Source organism: Rhodococcus sp. PAE-6, from assembly GCF_025290685.1.
In the GTDB taxonomy this organism is placed as follows: domain Bacteria; phylum Actinomycetota; class Actinomycetes; order Mycobacteriales; family Mycobacteriaceae; genus Rhodococcus; species Rhodococcus pyridinivorans.
Genome location: NZ_JAOCLZ010000001.1, coordinates 25,531 through 52,117 on the forward strand (window position 1 = coordinate 25,531; position 26,587 = coordinate 52,117).

Below are 26,587 nucleotides of genomic sequence, written 5' to 3' on the forward strand. Positions count from 1 at the left end.
GTGACCGAACCGCAACACCCCGGCCCCGCACCCGACACCGGCGCAACGCCCGAAACCGGCACTGCGCGCGCCACCCGATCGCAACGCGTCTTCCTCGTCCTCGCGGCGATTCTCGTCGTCCTGCTCGGCGCCGGCATCGCCACCCAGGTGCGTACGACCGATACCGGCGACGACCTCGACTCGGCGCGCCCTGCGGACCTGCTCGTGCTGCTCGACAACCTCAATCGCCGCGAAGCCGCTCTCCGCCAGGAGATCACCGAACTCGAGCGCACCCTCTCGAGTCTCGAACAGGAAGGCTCGGAAGCGGCGCTCGAGGAAGCCCGCACGCGCCTGTACACGCTGTCGACGCAACTCGGCACCGAACCCGCCACCGGGCCCGGAGTGGTTCTCACCGTCGACGATCCGCGCGAGGGTGTCGGATCGGAGGTGCTGCTCGACATGATCCAGGAGCTGCGCGCGGCGGGTGCCGACACGATGCAGATCGCCGGGGCGAACGGCGAGACCGTGCGCATCGGGGTCGATTCGTGGGTCACCGGACCGGGCGGCGACATCGTCGTCGACGACCGCCGACTCGATGCTCCGTACACCGTCACCGCCATCGGCGACGGACCGACTCTCGCCGCCGCGCTGAACATTCCCGGCGGAGTGGTCGACACGGTCGCCCGTGCGGGCGGATCATTGTCCGTAGAACAGTCTCCGCAGGTGGAGGTGTCCGCCTTGCGGGAGATCGAGCCACGCCAATACTCTCAGCCCGGTAACTGAATCCGACGTTCCGGTCGAACGTCGTCTCCGAAAGGACCAGTCTTGACCGATTTCGCGACACCCGAGGATCTGCGGTACACCCCCGAGCACGAGTGGGTGCGCAGGACGGGCGCGACGACCGTGCGCATCGGGATCACCGACTACGCACAGTCCCAACTCGGCGACGTGGTCTTCGTGCAGCTGCCCGAGGCGGGCGCCGAGATCGCCGCCGGCGAGTCCTTCGGAGAGGTCGAGTCCACCAAGAGCGTGTCGGACGTGTTCGCGCCGCTGACCGCGAAGGTGACCGCCGTCAACATGGAACTCGACGCGAATCCCGAACTGGTGAACAGCAGCCCGTACGAGGACGGCTGGCTCGTCGACGTGGAGATGGGCAGCGAGAACGACCTCGACGAGGCGCTCGCGGAGACGCTCGACGCGGAAGGTTACCGCGGGATCACGGAAGGCTGACGGACCCGACAGGTAACGTGACCGCGACTGTCTGCGTCAGTACCCCCGAGCGGGGTACGGTCGGATATGGCGTGTGCCGTGTCGGACCTGAACGGGGCGAACGAATCAGCGACCGTCCGGGATCACCCGGGTGGTCGAACGGATAAGGAGAAACGGTGAGCGAGAACGGCAACGCGGGTTACGAGGAGACTCCTGCAGAGACCACTTCGGTATTTCGCGCCGACTTCCTGAACGAAGTGGAGGGCGCGGGTTCGGCCACCACCGAAGCGCCCGTCTCGGGTGTCGAGGGCCTGCCCGCCGGATCGGCGCTGCTGGTCGTCAAGCGGGGGCCCAATGCAGGATCGCGCTTCCTGCTCGACCAGCCCACCACCTCGGCGGGTCGGCATCCCGACAGCGACATCTTCCTCGACGACGTGACCGTCAGCCGTCGGCACGCCGAGTTCCGCCAGGACGAGGGCGAATTCCAGGTCGTCGACGTGGGAAGTCTCAACGGCACCTACGTCAACCGCGAGCCGGTCGACTCCGCCGTTCTCGCGAACGGCGACGAGGTGCAGATCGGCAAGTTCCGGCTGGTGTTCCTGACCGGTCCGCGAGGTAATCAGGGCGCAGGTAGCTGATGACCGCGGCCCGCCAGCCGGCGCCGGCCGGAATGTCGATCGGGTCGGTGCTCGACCGCCTGCGTCCGGAATTTCCGGACGTGACGATCTCGAAGATCCGGTTCCTCGAGGCCGAGGGACTGATCAGCCCGGAACGCACACCCTCGGGCTACCGCCGCTTCTCGATCGCCGATTGCGAGCGTCTGCGGTACGTACTCACCGCGCAGCGCGATCAGTACCTTCCGCTCAAGGTGATCAAGGAGCAGCTCGAGGCGATCGACCGCGGCGCCGCCACGGTGGGATCGGTCGAGACCCGGATCACCCGGCCGCGTCCGCTGGCGGTGGCCCGCGGCGAGGTCTCGCCGGAGGATCTGCGCACCGATCGCGAGATCCGGGTGAGCCGCGAAGATCTGTGCACCCGTGCCGGGATCGACGCGGCCTTCCTCACCGAGCTGGTGGGGGCGGGCCTGCTCAAGCCGGGCCCGGCCGGTTTCTTCGACGAGGACGCGGTGCTGCTCGCCCGCACGGCGAAGGCGATGGCGGAGTTCGGCCTCGAGGTTCGGCACCTGCGGGCGTTCAAGCTTGCCGCCGACCGCGAGGCCGCGCTCGTCGCGCAGATCGCCGGCCCGATCGCGAAGGGCCGCGACGCCGGGGCACGGCAGCGCGCCGAGGAGATGGTGCGCGAACTGGCCGCACTGTCGTTGACATTGCACACCTGCCTGGTGAAAGCGGCGGTGCAAGGAGCCCTCGACCGTTAGGCGACGAATTCGTCGTCGAGTGCGACCACGGCCCTCCGTCAGGTGGTGACCTACGGCACCTGACGGATGCGCTGGAGGACACTAGAATTCCAGGCAGTACCTGTCGGGTGGTCCCACCACCGACGAGCAGCAGGACGGAGGCATCGCGATGAGCGAGATGCGGATAGTAGGGATTCGTATCGAACAGCCGCAGAACCAGCCTGTCCTCCTGCTGCGGGAGGTCGACGGCGATCGGTATCTGCCGATCTGGATCGGGCAGAACGAAGCGACCGCCATCGCCCTCGAACAGCAGGGGGTCGAACCGGCACGGCCGCTGACCCACGACCTGATCAAGAACCTCCTCGAGGCGTTCGGTCGCAACCTCCGCGAGGTGCGCATCGTCGACCTGCGCGAAGGGACGTTCTACGCGGATCTGGTCTTCGACGGAGGGATGCGTGTTTCCTGCCGGCCCTCCGACGGGGTCGCGGTGGCCTTGCGCATCGGCGCGCCGGTCCACGTCGAGGAACCGGTGCTCACCGAGGCAGGACTGGTCATGCCCGACGAACGGGAGGACGAGGTCGAGAAGTTCAAGGAGTTCCTCGACTCCGTCTCGCCCGACGATTTCAAGGCGACGGACGGCTGAGCGCCGTCCGTCGCACGGCGACGAGCGTTGGCGCGCGCGTCGGCCGTGACGGTAGTAATGTCGAACGTTGCCTTCCGGTCGGCGTGTCGCAGCCCGACGCCCAACACCGGAGCGTACGCTGAGTTGATCCGCCAGGGATGACTCGGTGAGCCTGGGAGGGCTCGATGATCGGATGTGGTCGGGGGATCCACCAATCGATCGTTGCGAGGCAGAACTGGGCGCGCGAGAGGGAGTCAGTAGTGCGAGATCGGACGAAGGGACAGCCACTCGGCGTCGATTCCGGCGATCGCTCGAATCCGGCGCCGCGGACGAACGAGACCGACGAGATCCAACCGGGCCTGTTTCCGGACAACTCGGCGCCCGACGAGCTCGTCGGCTACCGCGTGCCCATCGCCTGCCAGATCGCAGGAATCAGCTACCGCCAGCTCGACTACTGGGCCCGCACGAATCTGGTCGTACCGTCCATCCGCGGGGCTGCCGGTTCCGGTAGCCAACGGCTGTACTCGTTCAAGGACATCCTCGTCCTCAAGATCGTCAAGCGCCTGCTCGACACCGGCGTCTCGCTGCAGAACATCCGCGTCGCCGTCGACCATCTCCGCAGCCGTGGGGTGGGCGACCTCGCGAAGATCACTCTTTTCTCCGACGGCACCACCGTCTACGAATGTACGTCGCCCGAAGAGGTCGTCGACCTGCTGCAGGGCGGGCAGGGCGTCTTCGGGATCGCGGTGAGCGGCGCGATGCGCGAGCTCACCGGCAGCATCGCCGATTTCCCCGCCGAACGCGCCGACGGCGGCGGCGTCGAGGAACGCCCCGAGGACGAACTGGCGTCGCGTCGCCGCGAACGCATCAACCGCCGCATCGGCTGACCACACCACTGATGTCGCATCGGCCGACCACATGACCGCTCCACTCCACCGCCGGCGGCACTTTCCGCACCTGCGGTATTTCGACCCCCGCGACGTGAACTAGACTCGAAGACGCGTCGCCATCACGCGGGAGAGACCCGGACACCGAGCCGGGCGCCGAAGGAGCAGCACCTCCCCGTCAATCTCTCAGGCAACCGGGACCGCGTGAGCTCCGACGTCTCTGGAAAGTGGCGGGAGCACCCGCCCGCCCACGGGGAAAGGCTCTGGCCGGCCGAATCTCTCAGGCGCTCGCTCCGCGAGCTCACGACAGAGGGGGAGGAACCACCTCGCGCGACCGCGCGCATGTGGACCTCGCCGACCAGCCCGGGAGCTGCGATGACAGATGCCGTCACCTCGAACTTCGCCGATCGCCACATCGGCCCCGACACCGCCGGCCTGAACCGGATCCTCGACGTCGTGGGAGTCGATTCCCTCGACGCCCTCGCCACCGCCGCGGTGCCGGCCGCCATCCTCGACGACCGTGCAGACAACGTGCCGACCGGCCTCGACGTCCTCGACGCGCCCCGCTCCGAGCACGACGTACTCGCCGAACTGAAGGCACTCGCGTCGCAGAACACCGTGGCGACGTCGATGATCGGCCACGGCTACTACGACACGCTCACGCCGCCCGTGCTGCTGCGCAACATCATCGAGAACCCCGCCTGGTACACGGCCTACACCCCCTACCAGCCGGAGATCAGCCAGGGACGCCTCGAGGCGCTGCTGAACTTCCAGACCATGGTCGCCGACCTGACCGGCATGGAGATCGCGAACTCGTCGATGCTCGACGAGGCCACCGCCGCTGCCGAGGCCATGACCCTGCTGCGCCGCGCGAACCGCAAGTCCAAGAGCCCGCGCCTGGTCGTCGACGTCGACCTGTTCGCGCAGACCGCCGCGGTGCTGGCGACCCGCGCCGAACCGCTCGGTATCGAGATCGTCACCGTCGACCTCGCTGCCGACGGACTTCCCGAGGGCGAGTTCTTCGGCGTGATCCTCCAGGTGCCCGGCGCTTCGGGCCGCATCATCGACGCCGCTCCGATCATCGCGGCGGCCCACGACCGCGGCGCGCTCGTCGCCATCGGCGCCGACCTGCTGGCCATGACCTTGATCACCCCGCCCGGGGAGCAGGGCGCCGACGCGTGCTTCGGCACCACCCAGCGGTTCGGTGTGCCGATGGGCTTCGGCGGGCCGCACGCCGGCTACCTCGCCGTCGGTAGCGCCCACACCCGCACCCTGCCCGGACGCCTCGTCGGTGTCTCGGTGGACGCGGACGGCAACCCGGCCTACCGCCTCGCGTTGCAGACCCGTGAGCAGCACATCCGCCGTGAGAAGGCCACCAGCAACATCTGCACCGCCCAGGTGCTCCTCGCCGTGCTCGCGGCCATGTACGCCTCGTACCACGGCGCCGAAGGCCTCACCGGCATCGCCCGCCGCGTCGCCGGGCACGCCCGCCGCCTCGCCGACGGTCTGCGCGCCGGTGGCGTCGAGGTTGTCCACGATGAGTTCTTCGACACCGTCCTCGTGCGCGTCCCGGGGCGTGTCGACGCCGTGCTCGCCGCCGCCCTCGAGGCCGGCATCAACCTGCACCGGGTCGACGACGATCACGTGTCGATCTCGTGCGACGAGGCCACCACCGCGGCGCACGTCGACGCGGTCCTGCGCGCCTTCGGCGTCACCGCCGGGGACGCCGCCGAGGGAACGGCGCTGCCGCAGGCCCTTGCCCGCACCAGCGAGTTCCTGCAGCATGCGGCGTTCACCCGCTACCGCACCGAGACCGCGATGATGCGTTACCTGCGGCGCCTGTCCGACAAGGACCTCGCCCTCGACCGGACGATGATCCCGCTGGGCTCGTGCACGATGAAGCTCAACGCCGCCGCCGAGATGGAAGCCATCACCTGGCCCGAGTTCGCGGGTCTGCACCCCTTCGCTCCGGCGGATCAGACGGCGGGGATCCGCCGCCTCATCGCCGACCTCGAAGGCTGGCTCGCCGCGGTGACGGGATACGACGCCGTGAGCCTGCAACCCAACGCCGGCAGCCAGGGCGAGTACGCGGGTCTGCTCGCGATCCGCCACTATCACCTCGACCGCGGCGACACCGATCGGGACATCTGCCTGATCCCGTCGAGCGCGCACGGCACCAATGCCGCATCCGCCGTGATGGCGGGCATGCGTGTCGAGGTCGTCGCGTGCCGCCCGAACGGGGATGTCGATCTCGACGACCTGCGCGCCAAGATCGCCGACCACGGTGCGCGCCTGGCCGCGATCATGATCACCTATCCGTCCACGCACGGTGTGTACGAGCACGACATCGCCGACATCTGCGGTGCCGTGCACGACGCCGGCGGTCAGGTGTACATCGACGGTGCCAACCTCAACGCTCTCGTGGGTCTGGCGCGGCCGGGCAAGTTCGGGGGCGATGTGAGCCACCTGAACCTGCACAAGACGTTCTGCATCCCGCACGGTGGCGGCGGTCCGGGTGTCGGCCCGATCGGCGTCCGTTCGCATCTGGCCCCGTACCTGCCGGGCCATCCGGCGGAGCCGGGACTCGGGGGAGCGGGACCGGTCTCGGCGGCGCCCTACGGATCGGCGTCGATCCTGCCGATCACCTGGGCGTACATCAAGATGATGGGTGCCGAGGGGCTGCGTCGCGCGTCGCTGACGGCGATCGCGTCGGCCAACTACATCGCGCGTCGTCTCGACGAGTACTTCCCGGTGCTGTACACGGGGGAGACCGGCATGGTCGCCCACGAGTGCATCCTCGATCTGCGTCCGCTGACGAAGGCGACGGGGGTGACGGTCGACGACGTCGCGAAGCGTCTGGCCGACTACGGCTTCCACGCGCCGACGATGAGCTTCCCGGTGGCCGGCACCCTCATGGTCGAGCCCACCGAGAGCGAGGACATCGCCGAACTCGACGCGTTCATCGACGCGATGATCTCGATCCGCGGTGAGATCGACCGGGTCGGGGCAGGGGAGTGGCCGGTGGACGACAATCCGCTGCGCGGCGCTCCGCACACCGCGGAATGCCTGGTGGGCGAGTGGAACCACCCGTATTCGCGGGAGATCGCGGTGTTCCCGATGGGGAAGAGCCGAGCCAAGGTTTGGCCGGCGGTGCGGCGTATCGACGGCGCACACGGCGACCGGAACCTGGTGTGCGCGTGCCCGCCCCTGGAGGCGTACAGCGGCTGATGCCGGGGATGGCCGACGGACACGTCCGTCGGCCATCATCATCGATGAGATAACTCCGAACGATACGGAAATCACAGAAATCCAGAATTGTCTCCCCGCCTACAACGAAACTCACCGAGCCACTAAGACAAGGCAGTCAGTTCGCGGCGGTCAGCTCGAGGACGGAGATCTCCGGTGGAGTGCCGACCCGCACGGGCGGTCCCCACGCACCGGTGCCCTGGGACGTGTAGATCTGCGTGTCGCCGAAGCGGTCGAGTCCGGTGACGGTCGGGTTGGCCAGGGAGACGAACGGCCGCAGCGGCCACATCTGTCCGCCGTGGGTGTGCCCGGACAGTTGCAGGTCGACTCCGAGCTCGCGTGCCTCGTCGACGTGCCGCGGCTGGTGGGCGGCGAGGATCACCGGGGTACCGTCCGCGATGCCGGCGAGAGCGGCGGGCATGTCGGGGTGGTGCGGTTCGGGGGCGGTGTAGTCGTGGACGCCGGCGAGCGCGACGACGTCGCCGTCCCGCTCGAGGACGACATGGTCGTTCCGCAGGGTGCGTACACCGAGCGTCTCCCAGTGGTTCAGCCACGATTCGGCGTCGTCGGAGTAGTACTCGTGGTTGCCGCTGACGCCGTACACCCCGAGCGGGGCCTGCAGTTGCCGGAGCGGTTCGAGATCGGAGCCGACGAGTTCGACGGTGCCGTCGGCGAGGTCGCCGCCGAGCACGATCAGGTCGGGTTGCTCCTCGGCGACGAGGTCGACGACACCTTGCACGAAGTCGGCTCCGCGGGAGGGTCCGACGTGCAGGTCGGTGACGAGCGCGATGCGGGCACCGTCGAAGCCGGCAGGCAGGTCCTGCAGGGCGACGGGCACAGTGACGATCTGCGGCCGGTCGGCCTCGATCGTGCCGTATCCGACGGCGGCGACCGCGGCCACGACGAGCACGGCGGTCGCGATACGCAGCCCCCGTCGCGGGGTCTCGACGGTGCCGTCCTCGGTGATCGGCCGGGGTTGCCCGCGTCGGGCGAGGCGGGCGACGAACAACGCGACTCCGATGAGCAGGAGCCCGAGCATCAGGTACAGCACCACCGCCAACCAACTCCAGCCGAGGAACCCGATGGGGCGGGCCCAGGCAGGATCGAGCACCGTGCCCACCCCGGAGGCGCCGAGCGTGAGCACGAACAGGACGACGAGGACGAGATCGGCGGCGAGTGCGGCAGGTCGCGGCAGGCCGGGTGCCCGGACGAGTCGTCGATGCAGCAGGTAGGTGAGGAGGGCAAGGAAGACCCCCACGACGAGAAGTCGGAGCACGTCAGGACGTCAGCTTTCGGAGGAGGTCGGTGAGATCGGCGGGGTCGGTGGTGTCGACGACGGTGAGGCTGCCGTCGGTGGCTTCGGCGGCCTGTTCGAGGACGAGGTCGGCGCGGTCGCCGAGGACGACGACGTCGATCCGCACGGGGGTCTCGGGGGACGAGAGTTCATCGATCGCGGCGCGCAGGTCGCGGGCGGCTGCTTCGTCGGGGTCGTCGCTGTCGACGACGACGAGTACGGAGTTCGGTCGGCCCGGGTCGTAGTTGTCGACGGCGTCGCGGTAGGCGGCGGTGAGAGTGGCGTAGACGGGTTCGCGGTCGACGAGATCGATGTCGTCGAGGATCGAGGACATCGCCGCGCGCTTGGCTGCGGTGAGCCCGTCGCGGATGACGGCGACGCGGTGTCCCTCGGGGGTGTCGGCGAAGACGTACATGCCCATCACCGAGTTGATGGACGCGCGACGCATGGCCTCGCGTACGGCGCCTGCGGTCGCGGTGAGGCGGGTGCCGTCGCCGGCGGGGGTGCCCATGGAGGTGGAGGTGTCGACGACCATCGTGACCTTGCGCGGGGACACCGGGGCGAGACGCAGTGCGACGAGGACGTCGTCGACGGTGGGGTCGGCGGGGGCGAGGACGGTGTCGACGCGGGGCAGCGGAAGTTCCCCGGCGGGTTCGGGGACGGCGTCGGCGGTGCGGAAACCGTGGGCGGTGAGGATGCCGGCCTGCTCGGGGCGCCGCGCGTAGTCGGTGAACTCCGCGGCGGCGCGGGCGAGCGTCTCGTCGACCCAGGGAGCGTCGACGACGGCCGTGGGGAAGTCGACGACGGGCGCGACGCCGATCGGCAGGTGGCCGGTGAGGCCGCGGACCTGTCCATCTGTGAGGGCGCGGTGCAGTTGCTGTTCGATGACCGGCACGGCGTGGATCGGGGCCGCGGTGTCGGGGTGGGTGCCGAGCGCCGCGAGGGTGTCGGCGGTGGTACCGACCGCGCCAAGGGTGTCGGCGCCGAGGGCGAGGGTGCTCACGGCGGTGATGGCGGCGGGGGTGGCGGCCTGTTCGAGGGTGACCGGTCCGGCACCGATGCCGGTGGTGGCGGCGGTGACGGCTTCGAGGGCGAGGGTGGTGGCGTGGGTCTCGGTGCCGGTGGGCAGGGCGAGGCCGAGGGTGCCCCAGATGTCGAGTCCGCTCTCGCGCATGGCGGCGGGGTCGTTCTGGAGTCGGGGCAGGTCCTGCCAGCGGACGGTGGCGGTGGTGAGGGCGCGGCCGAGGTCGGTGGGGACGGCGAGCACGACCGGGGAGGTGGCGAGGGATCGGGGGGTGCCGTCGATGGCGTCGGCGGCGCGGGCGCTCATACGGGTGTCGAGGGGTACCCACAGGGCGGGTTCGGGGCCGAGCGTCGGATCCCAGGCGTCGGTGCCGAGGGTGTCGGCGGCGGCGAGGCTGTCGACGGCGGTGATCTCGGCGGTGACGCAGTGGTCGCGGATGACGCGGACGCCGCCGTCGGTCCATTGTTCGGCGAGTTCGGTGAGGGCGGGGGCGATGAGGGGGTCGGCGGCGATGTGCAGGACGGTGTCGCCTTCGACGCAGGTTTCGGCGGCGGCGGTGGCCTGGTTGTCGATGTTGTCGCGGAGGCGGAACCAGCCGAGGACGGCGAGCAGGGAGAGTACTACGCCTAGGGTGACCACGATGACGCTGGTGCTGATTCCTCGTCGTCCGCTACCGCGATGTCGCCCGCTCACGTCGTGTCCGCCTCGTTTCGTTCGTCGATCCGATGGTCGAGTCTAGTGAGGGGCGGGATGTGATCCGGCTCCGCCGCGCGGTGCGGGGACGGGCAGGGCCCCGATCCGTGTGGATCGGGGCCCTGTGGTGTCGGTGTGCGGGTCAGGCGTACTTGGCCTTGTACTCGCGGCGACGGCGGTGCAGGATCGGCTCGGTGTAGCCGCTGGGCTGCGTGGTGCCTTCGAGGATGAGTTCCTTGGCGGCCTGGAAGGCGATGCTGTCGTCGAAGTTCGGGGCGAGCGGCCGGTAGCCGGGGTCGCCTTCGTTTTGCCGGTCGACGACGGGGGCCATGCGCTCGAGGGAGGCGACGACGTCGTCGGCGGTGACGACGTCGTGGCGGATCCAGTTGGCGAGGAGCTGGCTGGAGATGCGCAGGGTGGCGCGGTCCTCCATGAGCGCGACGTCGTGGATGTCGGGGACCTTGGAGCAGCCGACGCCCTGGTCGATCCAGCGCACGACGTAGCCGAGGATGGACTGGCAGTTGTTGTCGAGTTCTTCGCGCTTCTCCTCGGCGGACCAGTTGGGGTTCTCGGCGAGGGGAATGGTGAGGATGTCGTCCACGGTGGCGCGGCTCTTGCCCTGGAGCTCGTTCTGGACCGCGAAGACGTCGACCTCGTGGTAGTGGGTGGCGTGCAGGGTGGCTCCGGTGGGTGAGGGCACCCAGGCGGTGTTGGCGCCGGCCTTGGGCTGGCCGATCTTCTGCTCGACCATGTCGCGCATGAGGTCGGTCATGGCCCACATGCCCTTGCCGATCTGGGCCTTGCCCTGCAGGCCGCAGGCGAGGCCGGTGTCGACGTTCCAGTCCTCGTAGGCGGCGATCCAGCGCTGCTGCTTCATGGCGGCCTTGCGGACGACGGGTCCGGCCTCCATGGAGGTGTGGATCTCGTCGCCGGTGCGGTCGAGGAAGCCGGTGTTGATGAAGACCACGCGGTCGGAGGCGGCCTTGATGCAGGCGGCGAGGTTGACGGTGGTGCGTCGCTCCTCGTCCATGATGCCGACCTTGAGGGTGTTGGTGGGCAGGGAGAGGACCTCTTCGACGCGGCCGAACAGTTCGGTGGTGAAGGCGGATTCCTCGGGGCCGTGCTGCTTGGGCTTGACGATGTAGATCGAGCCGGTGCGGCTGTTGGCGAGCGGGCCGTGGTCCTCGTCGATGTGCAGGCCGTGGATGGCGCACAGGCTGGTGATGAGCGCGTCGAGGATGCCTTCGGGGACCTCGTTGCCGTCGCGGTCGAGGATGGCGGGGTTGGTCATGAGGTGCCCGACGTTGCGGACGAACAGCAGGGAGCGGCCGTGCAGTTCGAGGTCGCTGCCGTCGAGGGCGGTGTAGACGCGGTTCGGGTTCAGCTTACGGGTGAGGGTCTTGCCGCCCTTGTCGAAGGACTCGGACAGGTCGCCGCGGTTGAGGCCGAGCCAGTTGCGGTAGCCGACGACCTTGTCGTCGGCGTCGACGGCGGCGACGGAGTCCTCGAAGTCCATGATGGTGGTGACGGCGGATTCGAGGACGACGTCCTTGACGCCGGCGGCGTCGGTGCTGCCGATGGGGGATTCGGGGTCGATCTGGATCTCGATGTGCAGACCGTGGTTGCGCAGCAGCACCGAGGAGGGGGTGGCCTTGTCGCCGAGGTAGCCGACGAGCTTGTCGGGCTGGGCGAGTCCGGTGACGGTGCCGCCCTCGAGGGTGACTTTCAGTTCGGTGCCGTCGATGCTGTAGCCGGTGGAGTCGGCGTGCGAGCCTTGCGCGAGGGGTGCGGCCTTGTCGAGGAAGTCGCGGGCCCAGGCGATGACCTTGTCGCCGCGGACCTTGTTGTAGCCGGTGCCCTTCTCGGCGCCGCCCTCTTCGGGGATGACGTCGGTGCCGTAGAGCGCGTCGTAGAGCGATCCCCACCGCGCGTTGGAAGCGTTGAGCGCGAAGCGGGCGTTGAGGACGGGCACGACGAGCTGCGGACCGGCGGTCTCGGCGATCTCGGTGTCGACGTTCTCGGTGCCGATGGTGAACGGTTCGGGGGTGGGGACGAGGTAGCCGATCTCTTCGAGGAAGGCCTTGTAGGCGACGGGGTCGTGGGGCTGTCCGGCGCGGTCGCGGTGCCAGCCGTCGATCTTGGCCTGGAGGTCGTCACGCTTGGCGAGCAGTGCCCGGTTCTTGGGGGCGAGGTCGTGGACGATCTTGTCGGTACCCGCCCAGAAGGTGTCCGCGTCGACCCCGCTGCCGGGGATGGCCTCGTTGTTGATGAAGTCGTAGAGAACCTGCGCGATCTGGAGTCCGCCGACCTGCACGCGTTCTGTCATCACCCTCACTCTTTCCGGTTGCTGTGCGGCCGGAAACGTCCCGGCCACACGGAATCGTCGATTATGTTACCCGCCGGTAGTAACGGACGCAGTGGTTCTGTGCGTCTGCAGGACGGTACATCGATTCACCAGCTCTTCTCTCAGAGCTGCGGCGCGACGGGTGAGCGCCGACTGCTCGCGGACGTACTGTGCGCGTCCTGCGGCAGTCTCGATCCTGATGGGCGAGTAGCCGTAGTCCTCGAGATCATACGGGCTCGCCCGCATGTCCAATTCACGGGCTGCGGACGCGTGTCGCAGGCACCGCACCGTCAGCTCCGAATCCGTCAGGGGCAGCAGCTTGTACGCCCACTTGTACAGATCCATGCCGGCGTGCAGACAGCCGGGTTGCTCGGTGCGTACCTGCTGGTCGCGGGTCAGTTCGGTGGCGTTGCGTGGGACGGCGTCGGGGGTGAAGAACCGGAACGCATCGTAATGGGTACATCGGAGCTGCATTGATTCCACCACTGTGTCGGTTCCGGTATGGCCGAGCCGCAACGGCACCGACGAGTGCCGCACCCCGTCGGCTCCCGCCCGGTACACCATCGCCCATTCGTGTAATCCGAAGCAGCCGAGCTGCGGCGGCCGGGAGGAGGTCGCGGTGAGCAGCCCCGCGACGAAGTCGACGGTGTCGGCGCGTCGGTCGAGCACCTCCCGGCTCACCCGCACCCCCGGCTGCCCGTCGACGGTGGCCCGTTCGTAGCCGGGATGGTCGCGGTAGCCGCGCACCGCGGCCGCGCCGAGCAGCACGGTGCCGTAGCCGGGATGCCAGCGCCGCAGCTGACTCGGCCGCAGGCTGTAGTAGGTGAACAGGAAGTCGTGCACGGGATGGGTGCGGCCGGCGGCGCGTCGTTCGAGATGCCCGGCGAGCAGCTCGTCCACGGCGGCGTGATGGGCGTCGCGCCGCGCGGTCCACTCGTTCTCGGTGAGGATCGCCGGGCGGTCGGTCACGGACAGGGAGCGGGTCATGGTTCTCGTTCGGTCGATCGGGGTGCGGTGGTGCGGGGGCGGTTGCCCAGCGGATCCGCGACCCGGTGGGTGGCGTCGCGGACCGTTCCGACGAACTCTTCCACGAGGTCCTCGAGCGCGACGATGCCCCGCAGTGCTCCGGTGGTGTCGGTCACCCCGGCCAGATGCGCGTTGCTGCGGCGCAGCGCGGCGAGCGCCTCGTCGAGACCGTCGCCGATCCCGATGGTCGGCAGCTCCCGGATCACCGCGGCGGGGATGACGGTCTCGGGACCGGTGGACTGTTCCCGCACCAGATCGAGCACGTCCTTGATGTGCACATAGCCGGTGATCGTGCCGTCCGGACGGCGGGTGGGATATCGGGAGAAGCCGGTGGTGGTGACCGCGTGCTCGACGTCGCCGAGGGTCGGGCCCGCGCCGGTGTGCGGGACGGTGCGTACCCGAGCGAGCGGGATCATCACGTCGGCGACGGTGCGGTTGCCGGTGGCCAGGGCGCGGGTGAGGCGCTTGTGTTCCTCCTCGTCGAGCAGCCCCTCGGAGCGGGATTCGCCGATCATCTCCGTGAGCTCCACGGCGGAGACGGAGGTGTCGAGTTCGTCCTTCGGGTCGATGCGCGCCGCGCGCAGGGTGGCGTTGGCGCACAGGTTGTAGAAGGCGATGACCGGCCGGGCGGGTCGCATGAACAGCAGGTGGATCGGGACGAGCAGCATCGCGGCGCGTTCCGGGCCGGCGATGGCGATGTTCTTCGGCACCATCTCGCCGAGCAGGATGTGCAGCACCACCACGATCGTGAGCCCGATGGTGAACGCGATGGGGTGCAGCAGCGCGTCGGGCACCCCGGCCGCATGCAGCGGCACCTCGATCAGGTGCGCGATGGCCGGTTCGGCGACGCGGCCGAGCAGGATCGAGCAGATCGTGATGCCGAGCTGGGAGCCGGCGAGCATGAGCGAGAGGTGTTCGCCGGCGTGGATGACGGTGCGGGCCCGGGTCTTGCCCTGGGCGAGCAGCGTCTCGAGCCGGTCGCGGCGGACGGTGATGAGGGAGAACTCGGCGCCGACGAAGAAGGCGTTGCCGGCGAGCAGCAGAACGGCGAGGACGATTCCGAACCAGTCGCTCATCGCTGCGCACCCCCCTCGTCGGCGGCCGGGGCGTCGTCCCTGTCACCGTTGTCGCCGTCGGGGTTCTCGGGGTCGGGGGCGGCGCCGGGCACGAGCAGCACCCGGTCGATGCGGTGCCCGTCCATCTCGAGGATGCGCGCGTACCAGGTGAGGTCGCGTTCGCCGCGGCGCAGCGGCAGCTGGATCTCGTCGTCGACCTCGGGGATGCGGCCGAGTTCGGTGAGGATCAGCCCGGCGAGGGTCTCGTAGTCGCCGTCGGGGGCGCGGTAGCCGGTGAGCTGGGCGAGCTCGTCGGTGCGCAGCAGACCCGTGCACGACCAGCCCTCCCCGTCGCGGTGGGCGTCGAGTTCGGTCTCGTCGTGTTCGTCGCGGACGTCGCCGACGATCTCCTCGACGAGGTCCTCCATGGTGATCAGTCCGGCGGTGCCGCCGTATTCGTCGACGACGAGCGCGACCTGCATGCCGTCCGAGCGCACCCGTTCCATGACGGTGTCGCCGTCGAGGCTGGTCGGCACGGTGGGCACGAGGCGGGCGAGGGCGCCGACGGCGGTGGTGCCGCGCGCCGGGCCGGGCACGGTGAACGCGTGCTTGACATGCACGACGCCGAGCGGGGCGTCGAGGTCGCCGTCGACGATCGGGAAGCGGGAGTAGCCGGTGCGGGCGGACAGTTCGATGAGGTCGAGGACGGTGGCGTTGCGGTCGAGGCTCTCGACGGTGCTGCGTGGGGTCATGAGGTCCTCGGCGGTGCGGTCCCCGAACTGCAGGGATCGGTAGACCAGGCGGGCGGTGTGCTCGTCGAGGGTGCCGCTGCGGGCCGAGGCGCGCACCAGCGAACCGAGCTCCTGCGGGGAACGCGCCGAGCGCAGTTCCTCGGCCGGTTCGATGCCGAAGCGCCGCACGATGTGGTTGGCGGCGCCGTTGAGTCCGAGGATCGCCCAGCGGAACAGCAGGGAGAACGCCAGTTGGAGACCGGCGGTGGCGCGGGCGGTGCCCATGGGCCGGGCGATGGCGATGTTCTTGGGGACCAGTTCGCCGAAGACCATGGAGAAGGACGTGGCGATGAGCAGCGCGAGGACCAGCGAGGCGGTCGAGGCGACGGAGGTGCTCAATCCGATCGCGTCGAACAGGGGGGTGAAGAACTGCGCGAGGATCGGTTCGGCGAGATAGCCGGTGATCAGTGTGGTGATGGTGATGCCGAGCTGGGCGCCGGACAGCTGGAACGACAGGGTGCGGTGCGCGTGCTGGACCTGCCGGGCGCGCCGGTCGCCGTCGTGGGCGTGCGCGTCGACGGCGCTGCGTTCGAGGGCGGTCAGGGAGAACTCGGCGGCGACGAACAGGGCGGTGCCTGCGGTGAGCGCCACGAAGCCGAGGAGCGCGACGATATCGAGCAGGACGGACATCAGGGGCGGTCCTGCCGGGCGGGGTGGTGGCCGGGGTGGTGACCCGGCCCGATAGAGGATCCTTCCGGCCCGGAGTCGCACTCCGTGCAGGGGGAGGAGGTGTCGGGCGGTGGGGTGGCTGTGGGTGCCGCGGGCACCGGTGTCCTCTCGTCGGGTCCGGTCGCGGACGGTGTCTGCTTGCCGGAAGTGGTTTCGACGGGTACCGATTCTACTGAGGGTGGTTGCCGTGTGTTGCGGTGCCGGTGACGGCGTGGCGCCTACGGTGGGGATCGCGCATGTGTCCCGGTGGAACGAAGGAGCGTGGATGAGCGGCGGCGAGGGTCCGGAACACGGTGGCGGCGAGCGGGTGCCGAGCCGGTGGGAGGAGATCGTGGCGGAGAATCCGGCGCATTCGTCGTGGTACGTCGAACGGTTCCGTGCGATGGTCGCCCGGGGGCAGGACACTGTCGGGGAGGCCCGGTTGATCGATGCGATGGTGCCGCGTGGGGCGCGGGTTCTCGACGCAGGGTGCGGGCCGGGCCGGCTCGGCGGTTATCTGCATCGGGCCGGGCACAGTGTGGTCGGGGTGGATGTCGATCCGGTGCTGATCGCGGCGGCGGAGGAGGATCATCCGGGGCCGAGGTGGCTGGTGGGGGATCTGGCCGAGCTGGATCTGCCGGCCCGCGGTGTCGACGCCGATTTCGATGTGATCGTGTGCGCGGGGAATGTGATGACCTTCGTGGCGCCGTCGACCCGGGTGGCGGTGCTGCGCAATTTCGCGGCGCATCTGGCGCCGCAGGGCCGGGGGGTGATCGGTTTCGGGGCGGGCCGTGAGTATCCGTTCGAGGAGTTCTTCGCCGATGCGCAGCAGGCGGGTCTGGCGGTGCAGGTGCGGTTGTCGACCTGGGATCTGCGGCCGTTCAGCGATGACGCGGAGTTTCTGGTGGCGGTGCTGGGGCGGGCGTAGCCGCGGCGTCGGCGGGGGTGTCGGCGGCCTGGGCGCGGGAGAGCGCCACGGTGGTCACGAGCATCACGACGACGGCGGCGCTGACGAGGATCCGTCCGGGGCCGTCGGTGCGCAGGTGTTCGCCGAGCACGGTCATGCCGAGCACGATCGCGGCGAGCGGTTCGCCGACGGTCAGGGCGGGCAGCGATGCGGTGAGCGATCCGGCCTGGAATGCGCGTTGCTGCAGGTAGATCGCGGTGGCGCCGGCGGCGACGAGTGTCCAGGTCTGCCACGAGCCGAGCAGTTGCGGGATGCCGTGTTCGGCGAGGTCGGTGACGTGTTTGGTGAACGCGCTGGTCACGCCGTAGAGGACGCCGGCGGCGATCCCGAACGACAGTGCCCGCCGTCGCGGGGAGAGCAGGGCGACGACGACTGCGGCGGCGGTGACGGCGAGCACCGTTCCGAGCGGCAGCGCCCAGCGGGCGGCGGCGGCATCTCCGGTGCCTTCGCTGGGGTTGCCGGCGAGCAGGAAGATCGCCAGCGCCGCGCACAGTGCGCCGGCGAGTAGCCAGGTGGTGCGGGTGACGCGGCGGCCGGTGGTGGCGGCGGCGAGCGGCAACGCGAACAGCAGTGACGCGACGAGCAGGGGCTGGACGAGCAGCACCGATCCGAAGACGAGCGCGATGACCTGCAGAACGTAGCTGCCGCCGTCGCCGAGGATGCCCGCCCACCAGCGGGGGCTGCGCAGCAGCGAGCCGACGAAGGAGTCGGTGTCGGGCACGGCAGCGGCCGAGGTCTGTTGCGCGACACTGCCGACCGCGATGAGCGCGGCGGCGGCGAGTGCGCACAGGACGGCGACTGCCGTGCCCGTCATCGGGTCAGGCCTGCACTTCGGAGCGGTCCCCGCTCCACAGGGTGTGGAACTTGCCGGGCTTGTCGGTGCGCTCGTAGGTGTGGGCACCGAAGAAGTCGCGCTGGCCCTGGGTGAGGGCGGCGGGCAGCCGGTCGGCGCGCAGCCCGTCGTAGTAGGACAGCGACGACGCGAAGGCCGGGACGGGGATGCCGAGTTGGGTGGCGGTGACCACGACGCGCCGCCAGCTGTCGATGCCGATCTCGATGGCGTCGCGGAAGTACGGTGCGAGGATCAGGCTGGGCAGGGCCGGGTCGGCGTCGTAGGCCTCTTTGATGCGGTTGAGGAACTGGGCGCGGATGATGCAGCCGCCGCGCCAGATCGTTGCGAGCGCGGCGCGGTCGACGTTCCAGCCGTATTCGGCGCTGCCGGCGGCGATCTGGTCGAAGCCCTGCGCGTAGGCGACGATCTTCGACGCGTACAGGGCGGCGCGGATGTCCTCGGTGAACTGCGCGGCGTCGGTGGGGGCGGCGCCGAGGTTGCCGGCGGCAAGGCCGCGGGCGGCGGCGCGCTGGTCGCGGGAGCCGGACAGGGCGCGGGCGAAGACGGCTTCGGCGATGCCGGTGACGGGGACGCCGAGGTCGAGGGCGGCCTTGACGGTCCAGCGGCCGGTGCCCTTCTGTTCGGCGGCGTCGACGATGACGTCGACGAGGGGTTTGCCGGTGGCGGCGTCGGTCTGGCGCAGCACCTCGGCGGTGATCTCGATGAGGTAGGACTCGAGGGTGCCGGTGTTCCAGTCGGCGAAGACGTCGGCGATCTGCCCGGCGTCGTAGCTGAGGGCGTCGCGCAGCAGGTGGTAGGCCTCGCCGATGAGCTGCATGTCGGCGTATTCGATGCCGTTGTGCACCATCTTCACGAAGTGGCCGGCGCCGTCGGGGCCGATGTGGGTGCAGCAGGGGGTGCCGTCGACCTGGGCCGCGATGGTTTCGAGCAGCGGGCCGAGCGCCTCGTACGATTCGGCGGGGCCGCCGGGCATGATGGACGGGCCGTTGAGGGCGCCTTCCTCGCCGCCGGAGATGCCGGCGCCGACGAAGTGCAGGCCGCGGGCGCGCAGGGCGGCTTCGCGGCGGATGGTGTCGGTGTAGAGGGCGTTGCCGCCGTCGATGATGATGTCGCCGGGTTCCATCGCGTCGGCGAGCTCGTTGATGACCGCGTCGGTGGCGTCGCCTGCCTTGACCATGATCAGGACGCGGCGCGGCTTTTCGAGGGCGGCGACGAATTCGTCGATGGTTTCGGTGCGGACGAAGGTGCCGTCGCTGCCGTGCTCGGCGAGCAGCGCGTCGGTCTTGGCGATGCTGCGGTTGTGGAGGGCGACGGTGTAGCCGTGGCGGGCGAAGTTGCGGGCGATGTTCGAGCCCATCACGGCCAGTCCGGTCACGCCGATCTGGGCCTGCGGTGTTTCGGTGCGTTCGACGGTCATGGTCTACAGCTTCCCCCGAAACGGGGGCCGATCGAAATCGGGGCGGGCCGAACGGTGCGGCGTGTCGCGGCTCAGAGGCCGAGCAGCAGGGACAGTTCGGTGAGCCAGGGCACCGCCACGGCGATGGTGGGTACGACGAGGATGGCGGCGGCGGCGGTGTAGGCGGCGGCGGAAATGCCGAGGTTGGGCCCCGGTCCGGTGAGGCGCTGCACGCGTAGCACGGTGCTCGGTCCGCCGACGGCGAGGGCGCCGGTGGGGGTGTGGGCGCCGGCGCAGGCGACGAGGGCGCGGGCCAGCGGTGCGGGGCCGGTCTTGCGGACGGCGGAGTCGTCGGCGAGCAGCTCGACGAGCAGTTTGACCGAGCCGAGCGCCGAGCCGGAGCGCACGACGCGGGGGAACGCTTCGTAGACGGCGGTGAACGCCTCGAGGATGAGGTCGTGGCGGGCGCGCAGGTGGGAGTGTTCGTGGCGCAGGATCGCGCGTAGTTCGTCGTCGCCGAGGTTGTCGAGGGTGCCTTCGCTGAGCACCACCCGGTGCCGCAGCCCGGGCAGGCAGTAGGCGATGGGGTCGGCGGTGTCGAGGATCCGCACGTGCGGGTGGTGGCGGACGGCGGCGCCGCTCTCGCGGCGGTCGAGCAGGTCGACGAGCATGCGGTGGCGGGAGCGGCGGCGGCGGGTGCGTACCGCGACGCGCAGCATGGAGAAGGTCAGGCGGGCACCGATGAACACGGTCAGGGCGAAGACGATGACGTAGGTCAGCCACAGGGGCAGACCGAGGGCGTCGATCTCTTCGAGGGGCCCGGTGGTGGGTCGGCCGTCGGCGCCGGGTGCGAGGAGGCGGGCGGCGATGGCCAGGCCGCAGGAGAACGCGGAGAGCACCGCCGCCAGGGCCACGGACTGCCACAGCACGAGGGCGGCCCGGGGGTTGCGGTGCGGCCAGGTGGCGCGGGCGAGCAGCCCCGGCACCGGACCGGCGAGGAGAAGCGCTGTGGTTCCGAAGAACAGCGCCGTGGTCGCGTTCATGACATCGAGTGTGTCAGCCGGCCCGCTCGGTGTCGTGGCCGGTGCTGTCGTCGCCGTGTTGCGCTTCGAGTTTCGCCAGCGCCGCGCGCAGGGCAGCGGCTTCGTCGGCGCCGACGCGGCCGACGAAGTGGACGAGGGCGGCGGCGCGGCCGGCGGTCTCGTCGGCTTGGTCGAGGGCGTCGACCATGAGGCTGGCGACGAGTTCGTCGCGGCCGTGCACCGGCAGGTAGCGGTGGGCGCGGTCGTCGCGTTGCTGGATGACGAGGTTCTTCTTGGCGAGGCGCTGCAGGACCGTCATGACGGTGGTGTACGCGAGGTTGCGTCGAGCCGAGAGGGCTTCGTGGACCTGCCGGACGGTCTGTGGTTCGGGGGTGGACCACAGGTGGTCCATCACTGCGCGTTCGAGTTCGCCGAGTGCTGCCATGGGTCGATTCTACGGATTTCTCCGACGAATGTGCGTACTACCCCTAGTCGTAGGTTCTGACCTGCGGTGGGACCATCGTCACCTCCGGTGGGGACCTCCGGCGGCGCCGTAGACGTGGCGGGTGCCGATGGGCACGATCAGCGGCCGGTCGGACACCGGATCGTCGATGACCGAGGCGTCGAGGTCGAACACCTCGCGCAGCAGTTCCACGGAGATCACCTCCGAGGGCACCCCGGAGGCGACGACGCGGCCGTCTTTCATCACCACGAGGTGGTCGCTGTAGCGCACGGCGAGGTTCAGGTCGTGCAGCACCATCACCACGGTGCGACCGAGTTCGCTGTGCAGCCGGTCGACGAGGTCGAGGACCTCCACCGAGTGCGCCAGGTCGAGATAGGTGGTCGGTTCGTCGAGCAGCAGGATGTCGGTGCCCTGTGCGAGCGCCATGGAGATCCAGGCGCGTTGCCGTTGCCCGCCGGACAGTTCGTCGATGGGCCGGTCGGCGAGGTCGGCGATGCCGGTACGTTCGAGGGCGATGGCGACCTCGTCCTCGTCGTCGGAGGACCACTGCCGGAACCACGACTGGTGCGGGTGCCGGCCGCGGGAGACCAGATCGGCGACGGTGAGCCCTTCGGGCGCGACGGGGGCCTGCGGCAGCATGCCGAGCACCCGGGCGACCTCGCGGGTGCGCATGGTGGTGATGTCGTGCCCGTCGAGCAGCACGGTGCCGGTGCGGGGCTTGAGCAGCCGGCTCAGCGCGCGCAGCAGGGTGGATTTGCCGCAGCCGTTGGGGCCGATGACGGTGGTGACGACCCCGGTGGGGATGGACAGGTCCAGGTCGTCGACGATGAGCCGTTCGCCGTAGCCGAGGCTGATGTGCTCGGCGACCAGTCGCGGCGCCGCGTGCTCGATCGGGCCGGGGGCCGGGACGGCAGGCAGATGGGTGTCGGTCATCGGGAGACCTTTCGGTTGGAACGCACCAGCAGGTACAGCAGGAAGGGGCCGCCGAGTGCGGAGGTGACCAGGCCGACGGGCAGCGGCACCGGCAGGATGGTGCGGGCGATGAGGTCGGCGGCGACGACGAACAGCGCCCCGGTCAGGGCGGAGGCGATGATCGGGCTGCCCGCCGAGCCGACGAGGCGCAGGGCGATCTGCGGGGCGGCGAGGGCGACGAAGCCGATGGGGCCGGCGGCGGCGGTGGCGACGGCGGCGAGCGCGCACGCCGCGACGAGCAGCAGCGCCTGCTGGGTCTGCAGCTTCACGCCGAGGGAGCGGGCGGTGTCGTCGCCGAGGCGCAGCGCCCCGACGGTGAAGGAGGCGGTCGCGGCCCAGCCGCCGACGAGCAGCAGCGCGATCGCGGCGGGCACCACCTGACTCCAGGAGACACCGTTGAGCGAGCCGGTCAGCCACACCTGGGCGCGGCTGACGTCGTTGATGTCGGCGGAGACGAGCATCCACTGGGTCAGGGCGATGAGCATGGCGTTGATACCGATGCCGATGAGCACGAGCCGGAAGCCGTCGGCGCCGCGCCGCCAGGCCAGCAGATAGATGACCGTGGCGGTGAGCAGCGCGCCGAGCAGCGCCGACATCGGCAATCCGAGGGTGGCGAGCAGTCCGACGATGGAACCGCCGCTGGTGACGACGATCAGGGCCACGGCGGCAGCGGAGGCGCCGGCGGTGATGCCGAGGATGTCGGGGCTGGCCAGGGCGTTGCGGGACACCGATTGGGTGATGGCGCCGGAGACCGCGAGGGCGGCGCCGACGACCACGGCGGCGATCCCGCGTGGGAGGCGCAGGTCGAAGACGATGAACCGGTCGAGGCGTTCCCCGCCGCCGAGGAGCACCTCGACGACCTGCAGGGGGCTGAGCGGGTAGTCGCCGCGGCCGAGGGAGATCGACAGCAGCACCGCGGTGGCGACGACGATCAGCGCGCACACGATGACCATGCGGGCACGCCAGACGACGGAGACGGAGCCGAGCCGGAAGGCGGGCCGGCCCGGGACGCGGGTGGAGACCTGCGCGGGTGAGCGGCGCTTGTCCGTCGTCGGCTCGTTCGTGTCGAGGGACGGGGTGGGGGTGTCGTTCACAAGGCCACCAGCTTCCGGCGACGGACGAGGGCGATGAAGAAGGGGGCGCCGATGAGGGCGAGCACGATGCCGACCTGCAGTTCGCCGGGGCGCACCACGATGCGGCCGACGACGTCGGCGAGGACGAGCAGTGCCCCGCCGAGCAGCCCGGCATAGGGCACGAGCCAGCGGTAGTCGGGGCCGGTGACCGCGCGGGCGATGTGCGGGACGATCAATCCGACGAAGGCGATGGGTCCGCAGGCGGCGGTGGCGGCGCCGGTGAGCACGGTGATCGCGGCGATGCCGATCACCCGGGTGGTGACGACGTTGGTGCCGAGCGAGCGGGCGACGTCCTCGCCGAGGCTGAGCAGGTTCAGGGCCGGGGTGGAGGCGAGCGCGATGAGCAGTCCGACGACGATGAACGGCAACACCTGCCAGAAGACGTCCATGCCGCGGCCGGCGACGGAGCCGACCACCCAGAAGCGGTAGCCGTCGAGGCTGGTCTGGTCGAGCAGCACGATGGTCTGGATCATCGCCTGCAGGAAGAACGCCACCGCCGCGCCCGCCAACGCGAGACTGAGCGGACTCGAGCCGCCGTTGCCGATGGACGCGAATCCGAACACCACGATGCTGGCGAGCGCGGACCCGGCGAAGGCGAACCACAGATACTGCGCCGGGGTGGAGAGCCCGAACAGGTAGATCGACAGCACCACCAGGAAGGCGGCGCCGGCGTTGATGCCGAGCAGACCGGCGTCGGCGAGCGGGTTGCGGGTGTGCCCCTGGATCAGTGCGCCAGCGACGCCGAGCGCGGTGCCGACCAGCAGCGCGAGCAGGGTGCGGGGGATGCGCAGCGAATGCACGATCACGTCGGTTTCGGAGCCGTCGTTGACGACGAGGGCGTGGAAGACCTCCGCGAAGGTCATCGGGCGGGCGCCGACGGCGATGCTGGCGAGCGCGCCGAGCACCAGCAGTACGAGCAGCGCGGCCAGGCCGAGCAGGCGCCGGCGGCGCAGGGCGGCGACGTTGCCGTCGGTGGGGCGCGGGGTGAACTCGTCGTGGCGGGCGTGGCGTTCGGTGACGATCTCGGTGCCGCGGCGCAGCAGGGCACGGCGGGTGCCGGCCGGTCCGGTGGTGGCGCGGTCGCGCAGCACGAGCCCGGTCCACTGCAGGCCCAGACTTTGGCCGGTGCGGCCGGCGCGGTAGCCGTGGTTCCACCACAGCAGTCCGGCGGCGGCGGCCAGGGCGGCGCCGCCGAAGACGATGCGGTCGGTCTGGCCGCCGCCGTTGGCGTCGGCGAGGGTGTCGACGACGAGGGCGCCGATGAGCAGGGGAATGGCGAGGAGCGCGAGGTCGCACAGGACGGCGGCGATCCGGCGTCCCGGGCGGGGCGGGGCGGTCGGGTCGGCGTCCGGTGGGGCGTGGGGGGTGACGGTCACGGGCGCGGGGTGCTCCTCGGGAAGGCGGTGGTGCGGTTCGGGTCGTCGCGGATCGTGGGGAACGCGAAGGCCTTCGGAGTTAGGTTACGGAATCCTATGTGCCGACGGGAGTGGGGGATGGGGTTGCGCACACCACCCCCGGATGCAATGGTTAGGCTTACCTAATCAAGATTCACCGTCGATCAGGAGGTGTCGGATGACGACGCTGCTGCTGCCGCCCACGGCGGCACCCGTCCGCCCGTTCGAGGACACGCGCGCTCGGCTGCGCGCACTCGCTGCGGGAGCCCCGCGCGTGTATGCGGTGGCCTGTATCGACGAAGAACCCCGCCGCCGCTGGTGGTTCCTCGGCGGCGGTGAACGCCAGCAGCGCATCGAGGCGCTCTACGACCGTGCCCTGCTCGACACCGAGGACCCGCGCATCGCCGTCGAGCAGGTCGCCGGCGCCCTCATCCACGCCGTGGTCGGCCGCGTCCTCGCCCCCTACGCCCTCGAGGGCCGCGTCTGGGATCCGGGTCTGGACAATCTGTGGCTGCACCAGGACAGCGACGGCTGCATCGACTGGGCCGGTCTCGCCGACGACACCCTGCGGGTGCTGCCCGAGGACCGCGCCGTCGGGGAACGCGACGTGGTGGTGCTGCCGTGCGAGCAGGCGATGGCGGTGTGGACCGCGCACCGCGCCGCGACCGCTCTCGATGCCGTCCATCTCGCGCTGCGGTCCCTCGTCCCGCTCGACCGGAACCGCTTCTGGGCGATCGTCGGGCGCACCGTCGTCACCGGCGCCGCCCAGCTACCCGTGCTCGGTGGTGCCTCCCGCCGTACCGCCGCGCGCCGCGGTCAGGCATTGCTCGACGCCTTCGTCGCCGCCGGCTATCCCGTCCGAGGCCTTGCCGGATTAGGGCAGCCTTCCCTATAATCGAATCCGTTCCGACTGCCGGACCGCAGCGGAGTCCTGAGGGCTGCAGTGACTCCCGGTCCCTTCCCGCGGCGGGCCTCACATCCATGTGGGGCCCGCCGTCGTGTGTCCGGAGCCCTGCGCCGTCGACGCACAGCGCAACCGGCCGATCGCAGGCGCGGCGGTGGCGAACCCGGAGGATGCTGGAGGGATCCGCGCCGCGACCTGGGAAGCACCGAGAGATGACCACCCTGTGGATGATCGAAGACCTCGAACCGTGGCCAGATCAGCCTGCTCCCGGGCAGGTGTGTGAACCGACCACCTCCTGGATCACACCGGGCGCGAGCGACTGCATCCGCGAACTCGCGCGGCACGTGCCCGCCCGGGTCGAGCAGATCACCGTCGACGATCGGGTCGAGCTGCTCGCCCATCTCGGTCACGGCTTCACCACCGTGCTCCCACCGCAACTCGACACCCTCGGCGACGTCGTGCTCACGGGGCATCTGGTGTGGGACCGCTATCTGTGGACGCTGTACCGCATCCGACCGCACGGGCGCGCCCGGGTCGCCGAACGGCATCCGGTGATCCAGCGGACCATCAGGATCCCGACCGCGGACGCGGGTTGGTACGGCGTCGAGTACGAGGGTCCGCGGACCGTGCACCGGTTCGGGCCGATCCCTGACGGCTACTCGGTCGTCGCCTACGCGCTGCTGGTGACCCTGCAGTGACCACCCCGCTTGCCACGGTCGGAGGTGGGCCGGCCGAAAACCGCCATGTCCTACCATCGTTCGACGGCCACCTGTCCCGGCGGCCGGTCGAGACCACGCACGAACAAGGGAAGCCCGTATGAGCGACCAGTCCACCTCCGCCCCGGCCCAGCACGACGTGCAGGCGATCAACGCCGTCAACGACATCGGCTTCAACACTGCCCTCGGCCTCGAGTTCGTCGAACTCGGACCCGATCTCGCGCGAGCCCGGTGGACGATCACCCCCACGCAGCACCAGCCCTACGGCATCGTGCACGGCGGGGTGTACTGCGCGGTGATCGAGACCGTCGCCAGCGTCGCCGGCGCCAACTGGTTGGGGGACAAGGGCAACGTCGTCGGGGTCAACAACAACACCGACTTCCTCCGCGCCACCCGCGAAGGGGTCCTCACCGCGACCGGCACCCCGGTCCACCGCGGCCGCACCCAGCAGGTGTGGCGGGTGGAGATCGTCGACGAGCAGGACCGTCTCGTCGCGCAGGGACAGGTGCGCCTGGCGAACATCACGAACGCGGACCGCATCGGGCACTGACCCTGTAGCCGGGCGGCTCCGGCCGGGACACCGCGCCCGGCCGGA

At 70.2% G+C, this 26,587-nt stretch carries 24 protein-coding genes and 1 riboswitch; of the genes, 11 read left to right on the plus strand and 13 right to left on the minus strand.

Going from position 1 to position 26,587, the window contains the following annotated elements:
• The 7 genes from NVV99_RS00145 (at position 1) to gcvP (ending at position 7,279) form a co-directional block, all read left to right on the plus strand.
• Positions 1-762: a DUF881 domain-containing protein gene (locus NVV99_RS00145; RefSeq protein WP_024101100.1), complete on the plus strand. Its 762-nt coding sequence runs from the start codon at positions 1-3 to the stop codon at positions 760-762.
• Between the two features lie 42 nt (positions 763-804).
• Positions 805-1,209, plus strand: coding sequence for a glycine cleavage system protein GcvH (gene gcvH, locus NVV99_RS00150; protein ID WP_006552745.1), 405 nt, complete (start codon positions 805-807; stop codon positions 1,207-1,209).
• Between the two features lie 155 nt (positions 1,210-1,364).
• On the plus strand, positions 1,365-1,826 hold the full coding sequence (gene garA, locus NVV99_RS00155) for a glycogen accumulation regulator GarA (protein WP_006552746.1): 462 nt from the start codon (positions 1,365-1,367) through the stop codon (positions 1,824-1,826).
• A complete protein-coding gene (locus NVV99_RS00160; protein ID WP_006552747.1) occupies positions 1,826-2,563 on the plus strand; it encodes a MerR family transcriptional regulator in 738 nt (245 codons plus the stop codon). Before garA ends, NVV99_RS00160 begins: the two co-directional genes overlap by 1 nt.
• 148 nt (positions 2,564-2,711) lie before the next feature.
• On the plus strand, positions 2,712-3,185 hold the full coding sequence (locus tag NVV99_RS00165) for a bifunctional nuclease family protein (protein WP_006552748.1): 474 nt from the start codon (positions 2,712-2,714) through the stop codon (positions 3,183-3,185).
• 239 nt (positions 3,186-3,424) lie between these two features.
• Entirely contained in the window at positions 3,425-4,051 is a 627-nt protein-coding gene (locus NVV99_RS00170) for a MerR family transcriptional regulator (protein WP_006552749.1), read from the plus strand.
• A 117-nt stretch (positions 4,052-4,168) separates the two neighbouring features.
• Positions 4,169-4,264: riboswitch (glycine riboswitch) on the plus strand.
• Between the two features lie 162 nt (positions 4,265-4,426).
• Positions 4,427-7,279, plus strand: coding sequence for an aminomethyl-transferring glycine dehydrogenase (gene gcvP, locus NVV99_RS00175; RefSeq protein ID WP_024101099.1), 2,853 nt, complete (start codon positions 4,427-4,429; stop codon positions 7,277-7,279).
• A gap of 136 nt (positions 7,280-7,415) precedes the next feature.
• Here the strand turns inward: gcvP and NVV99_RS00180 are convergent, their stop codons facing one another.
• From NVV99_RS00180 to NVV99_RS00205, 6 genes are all read right to left on the minus strand, one after another.
• Complete coding sequence (locus NVV99_RS00180; RefSeq protein WP_024101098.1) at positions 7,416-8,573, minus strand: metallophosphoesterase; 1,158 nt, start codon at positions 8,571-8,573, stop codon at positions 7,416-7,418.
• Between the two features lies 1 nt (position 8,574).
• Positions 8,575-10,308 (minus strand): substrate-binding domain-containing protein, encoded by a 1,734-nt coding sequence (locus NVV99_RS00185; protein WP_197539121.1) that lies wholly within the window; start codon positions 10,306-10,308, stop codon positions 8,575-8,577.
• Between the two features lie 142 nt (positions 10,309-10,450).
• Positions 10,451-12,634 carry a malate synthase G gene (locus tag NVV99_RS00190; RefSeq protein ID WP_006552754.1) on the minus strand — a complete coding sequence of 728 codons (2,184 nt, stop codon included), beginning with the start codon at positions 12,632-12,634 and terminating at the stop codon, positions 10,451-10,453.
• 66 nt (positions 12,635-12,700) lie between these two features.
• Entirely contained in the window at positions 12,701-13,639 is a 939-nt protein-coding gene (locus NVV99_RS00195) for a hypothetical protein (RefSeq protein WP_006552755.1), read from the minus strand.
• A complete protein-coding gene (locus tag NVV99_RS00200; protein ID WP_006552756.1) occupies positions 13,636-14,754 on the minus strand; it encodes a hemolysin family protein in 1,119 nt (372 codons plus the stop codon). Before NVV99_RS00200 ends, NVV99_RS00195 begins: the two co-directional genes overlap by 4 nt.
• Complete coding sequence (locus NVV99_RS00205) at positions 14,751-16,154, minus strand: hemolysin family protein (RefSeq protein ID WP_019289600.1); 1,404 nt, start codon at positions 16,152-16,154, stop codon at positions 14,751-14,753. The genes NVV99_RS00200 and NVV99_RS00205 overlap by 4 nt, the downstream gene beginning before the upstream one ends.
• Before the next feature lie 304 nt (positions 16,155-16,458).
• Between NVV99_RS00205 and NVV99_RS00210 the strand changes: the two genes are divergently transcribed.
• Complete coding sequence (locus NVV99_RS00210) at positions 16,459-17,100, plus strand: bifunctional 2-polyprenyl-6-hydroxyphenol methylase/3-demethylubiquinol 3-O-methyltransferase UbiG (protein WP_051424829.1); 642 nt, start codon at positions 16,459-16,461, stop codon at positions 17,098-17,100.
• Here NVV99_RS00210 and NVV99_RS00215 read toward each other — a convergent pair.
• The 7 genes from NVV99_RS00215 to NVV99_RS00245 all read right to left on the minus strand — a co-directional run bounded on the left by NVV99_RS00215 (position 17,054) and on the right by NVV99_RS00245 (position 24,354).
• A complete protein-coding gene (locus NVV99_RS00215; protein WP_024101095.1) occupies positions 17,054-17,953 on the minus strand; it encodes a DMT family transporter in 900 nt (299 codons plus the stop codon). The genes NVV99_RS00210 and NVV99_RS00215 overlap by 47 nt on opposite strands.
• 4 nt (positions 17,954-17,957) lie before the next feature.
• A complete protein-coding gene (gndA, locus tag NVV99_RS00220; protein WP_024101094.1) occupies positions 17,958-19,409 on the minus strand; it encodes an NADP-dependent phosphogluconate dehydrogenase in 1,452 nt (483 codons plus the stop codon).
• A 71-nt stretch (positions 19,410-19,480) separates the two neighbouring features.
• On the minus strand, positions 19,481-20,431 hold the full coding sequence (locus NVV99_RS00225) for a M56 family metallopeptidase (protein WP_006552761.1): 951 nt from the start codon (positions 20,429-20,431) through the stop codon (positions 19,481-19,483).
• Between the two features lie 13 nt (positions 20,432-20,444).
• On the minus strand, positions 20,445-20,855 hold the full coding sequence (locus NVV99_RS00230) for a BlaI/MecI/CopY family transcriptional regulator (protein WP_006552762.1): 411 nt from the start codon (positions 20,853-20,855) through the stop codon (positions 20,445-20,447).
• A 78-nt stretch (positions 20,856-20,933) separates the two neighbouring features.
• Entirely contained in the window at positions 20,934-21,806 is an 873-nt protein-coding gene (locus NVV99_RS00235; protein WP_006552763.1) for an ABC transporter ATP-binding protein, read from the minus strand.
• Positions 21,803-22,939, minus strand: coding sequence for an iron chelate uptake ABC transporter family permease subunit (locus NVV99_RS00240; RefSeq protein WP_019289597.1), 1,137 nt, complete (start codon positions 22,937-22,939; stop codon positions 21,803-21,805). The genes NVV99_RS00235 and NVV99_RS00240 overlap by 4 nt, the downstream gene beginning before the upstream one ends.
• Positions 22,936-24,354: an iron ABC transporter permease gene (locus tag NVV99_RS00245; protein ID WP_024101093.1), complete on the minus strand. Its 1,419-nt coding sequence runs from the start codon at positions 24,352-24,354 to the stop codon at positions 22,936-22,938. Before NVV99_RS00245 ends, NVV99_RS00240 begins: the two co-directional genes overlap by 4 nt.
• Before the next feature lie 196 nt (positions 24,355-24,550).
• Here NVV99_RS00245 and NVV99_RS00250 point away from each other — a divergent pair, with 196 nt between their 5' ends.
• The 3 genes from NVV99_RS00250 (at position 24,551) to NVV99_RS00260 (ending at position 26,542) form a co-directional block, all read left to right on the plus strand.
• Positions 24,551-25,267 (plus strand): hypothetical protein, encoded by a 717-nt coding sequence (locus tag NVV99_RS00250; RefSeq protein WP_006552766.1) that lies wholly within the window; start codon positions 24,551-24,553, stop codon positions 25,265-25,267.
• A 221-nt stretch (positions 25,268-25,488) separates the two neighbouring features.
• On the plus strand, positions 25,489-25,974 hold the full coding sequence (locus NVV99_RS00255; protein ID WP_024101092.1) for a hypothetical protein: 486 nt from the start codon (positions 25,489-25,491) through the stop codon (positions 25,972-25,974).
• Between the two features lie 118 nt (positions 25,975-26,092).
• Positions 26,093-26,542, plus strand: a complete 450-nt coding sequence (locus NVV99_RS00260; RefSeq protein ID WP_024101091.1) for a PaaI family thioesterase — start codon at positions 26,093-26,095, stop codon at positions 26,540-26,542.
• The last annotated feature ends 45 nt before the right edge of the window (positions 26,543-26,587 follow it).

Coding starts and splice junctions, on each gene's coding strand:
- NVV99_RS00160 (WP_006552747.1), top strand. CDS start 1,826: ATGACCGCGGCCCGCCAGCCGGCGCCGGCCGGAATGTCGATCGGGTCG.
- NVV99_RS00165 (WP_006552748.1), top strand. CDS start 2,712: ATGAGCGAGATGCGGATAGTAGGGATTCGTATCGAACAGCCGCAGAAC.
- gcvP (WP_024101099.1), top strand. CDS start 4,427: ATGACAGATGCCGTCACCTCGAACTTCGCCGATCGCCACATCGGCCCC.
- NVV99_RS00190 (WP_006552754.1), bottom strand. CDS start 12,634: ATGACAGAACGCGTGCAGGTCGGCGGACTCCAGATCGCGCAGGTTCTC.
- NVV99_RS00195 (WP_006552755.1), bottom strand. CDS start 13,639: ATGACCCGCTCCCTGTCCGTGACCGACCGCCCGGCGATCCTCACCGAG.
- NVV99_RS00200 (WP_006552756.1), bottom strand. CDS start 14,754: ATGAGCGACTGGTTCGGAATCGTCCTCGCCGTTCTGCTGCTCGCCGGC.
- NVV99_RS00205 (WP_019289600.1), bottom strand. CDS start 16,154: ATGTCCGTCCTGCTCGATATCGTCGCGCTCCTCGGCTTCGTGGCGCTC.
- NVV99_RS00210 (WP_051424829.1), top strand. CDS start 16,459: ATGAGCGGCGGCGAGGGTCCGGAACACGGTGGCGGCGAGCGGGTGCCG.
- NVV99_RS00215 (WP_024101095.1), bottom strand. CDS start 17,953: ATGACGGGCACGGCAGTCGCCGTCCTGTGCGCACTCGCCGCCGCCGCG.
- gndA (WP_024101094.1), bottom strand. CDS start 19,409: ATGACCGTCGAACGCACCGAAACACCGCAGGCCCAGATCGGCGTGACC.
- NVV99_RS00225 (WP_006552761.1), bottom strand. CDS start 20,431: ATGAACGCGACCACGGCGCTGTTCTTCGGAACCACAGCGCTTCTCCTC.
- NVV99_RS00230 (WP_006552762.1), bottom strand. CDS start 20,855: ATGGCAGCACTCGGCGAACTCGAACGCGCAGTGATGGACCACCTGTGG.
- NVV99_RS00235 (WP_006552763.1), bottom strand. CDS start 21,806: ATGACCGACACCCATCTGCCTGCCGTCCCGGCCCCCGGCCCGATCGAG.
- NVV99_RS00250 (WP_006552766.1), top strand. CDS start 24,551: ATGACGACGCTGCTGCTGCCGCCCACGGCGGCACCCGTCCGCCCGTTC.
- NVV99_RS00255 (WP_024101092.1), top strand. CDS start 25,489: ATGACCACCCTGTGGATGATCGAAGACCTCGAACCGTGGCCAGATCAG.
- NVV99_RS00260 (WP_024101091.1), top strand. CDS start 26,093: ATGAGCGACCAGTCCACCTCCGCCCCGGCCCAGCACGACGTGCAGGCG.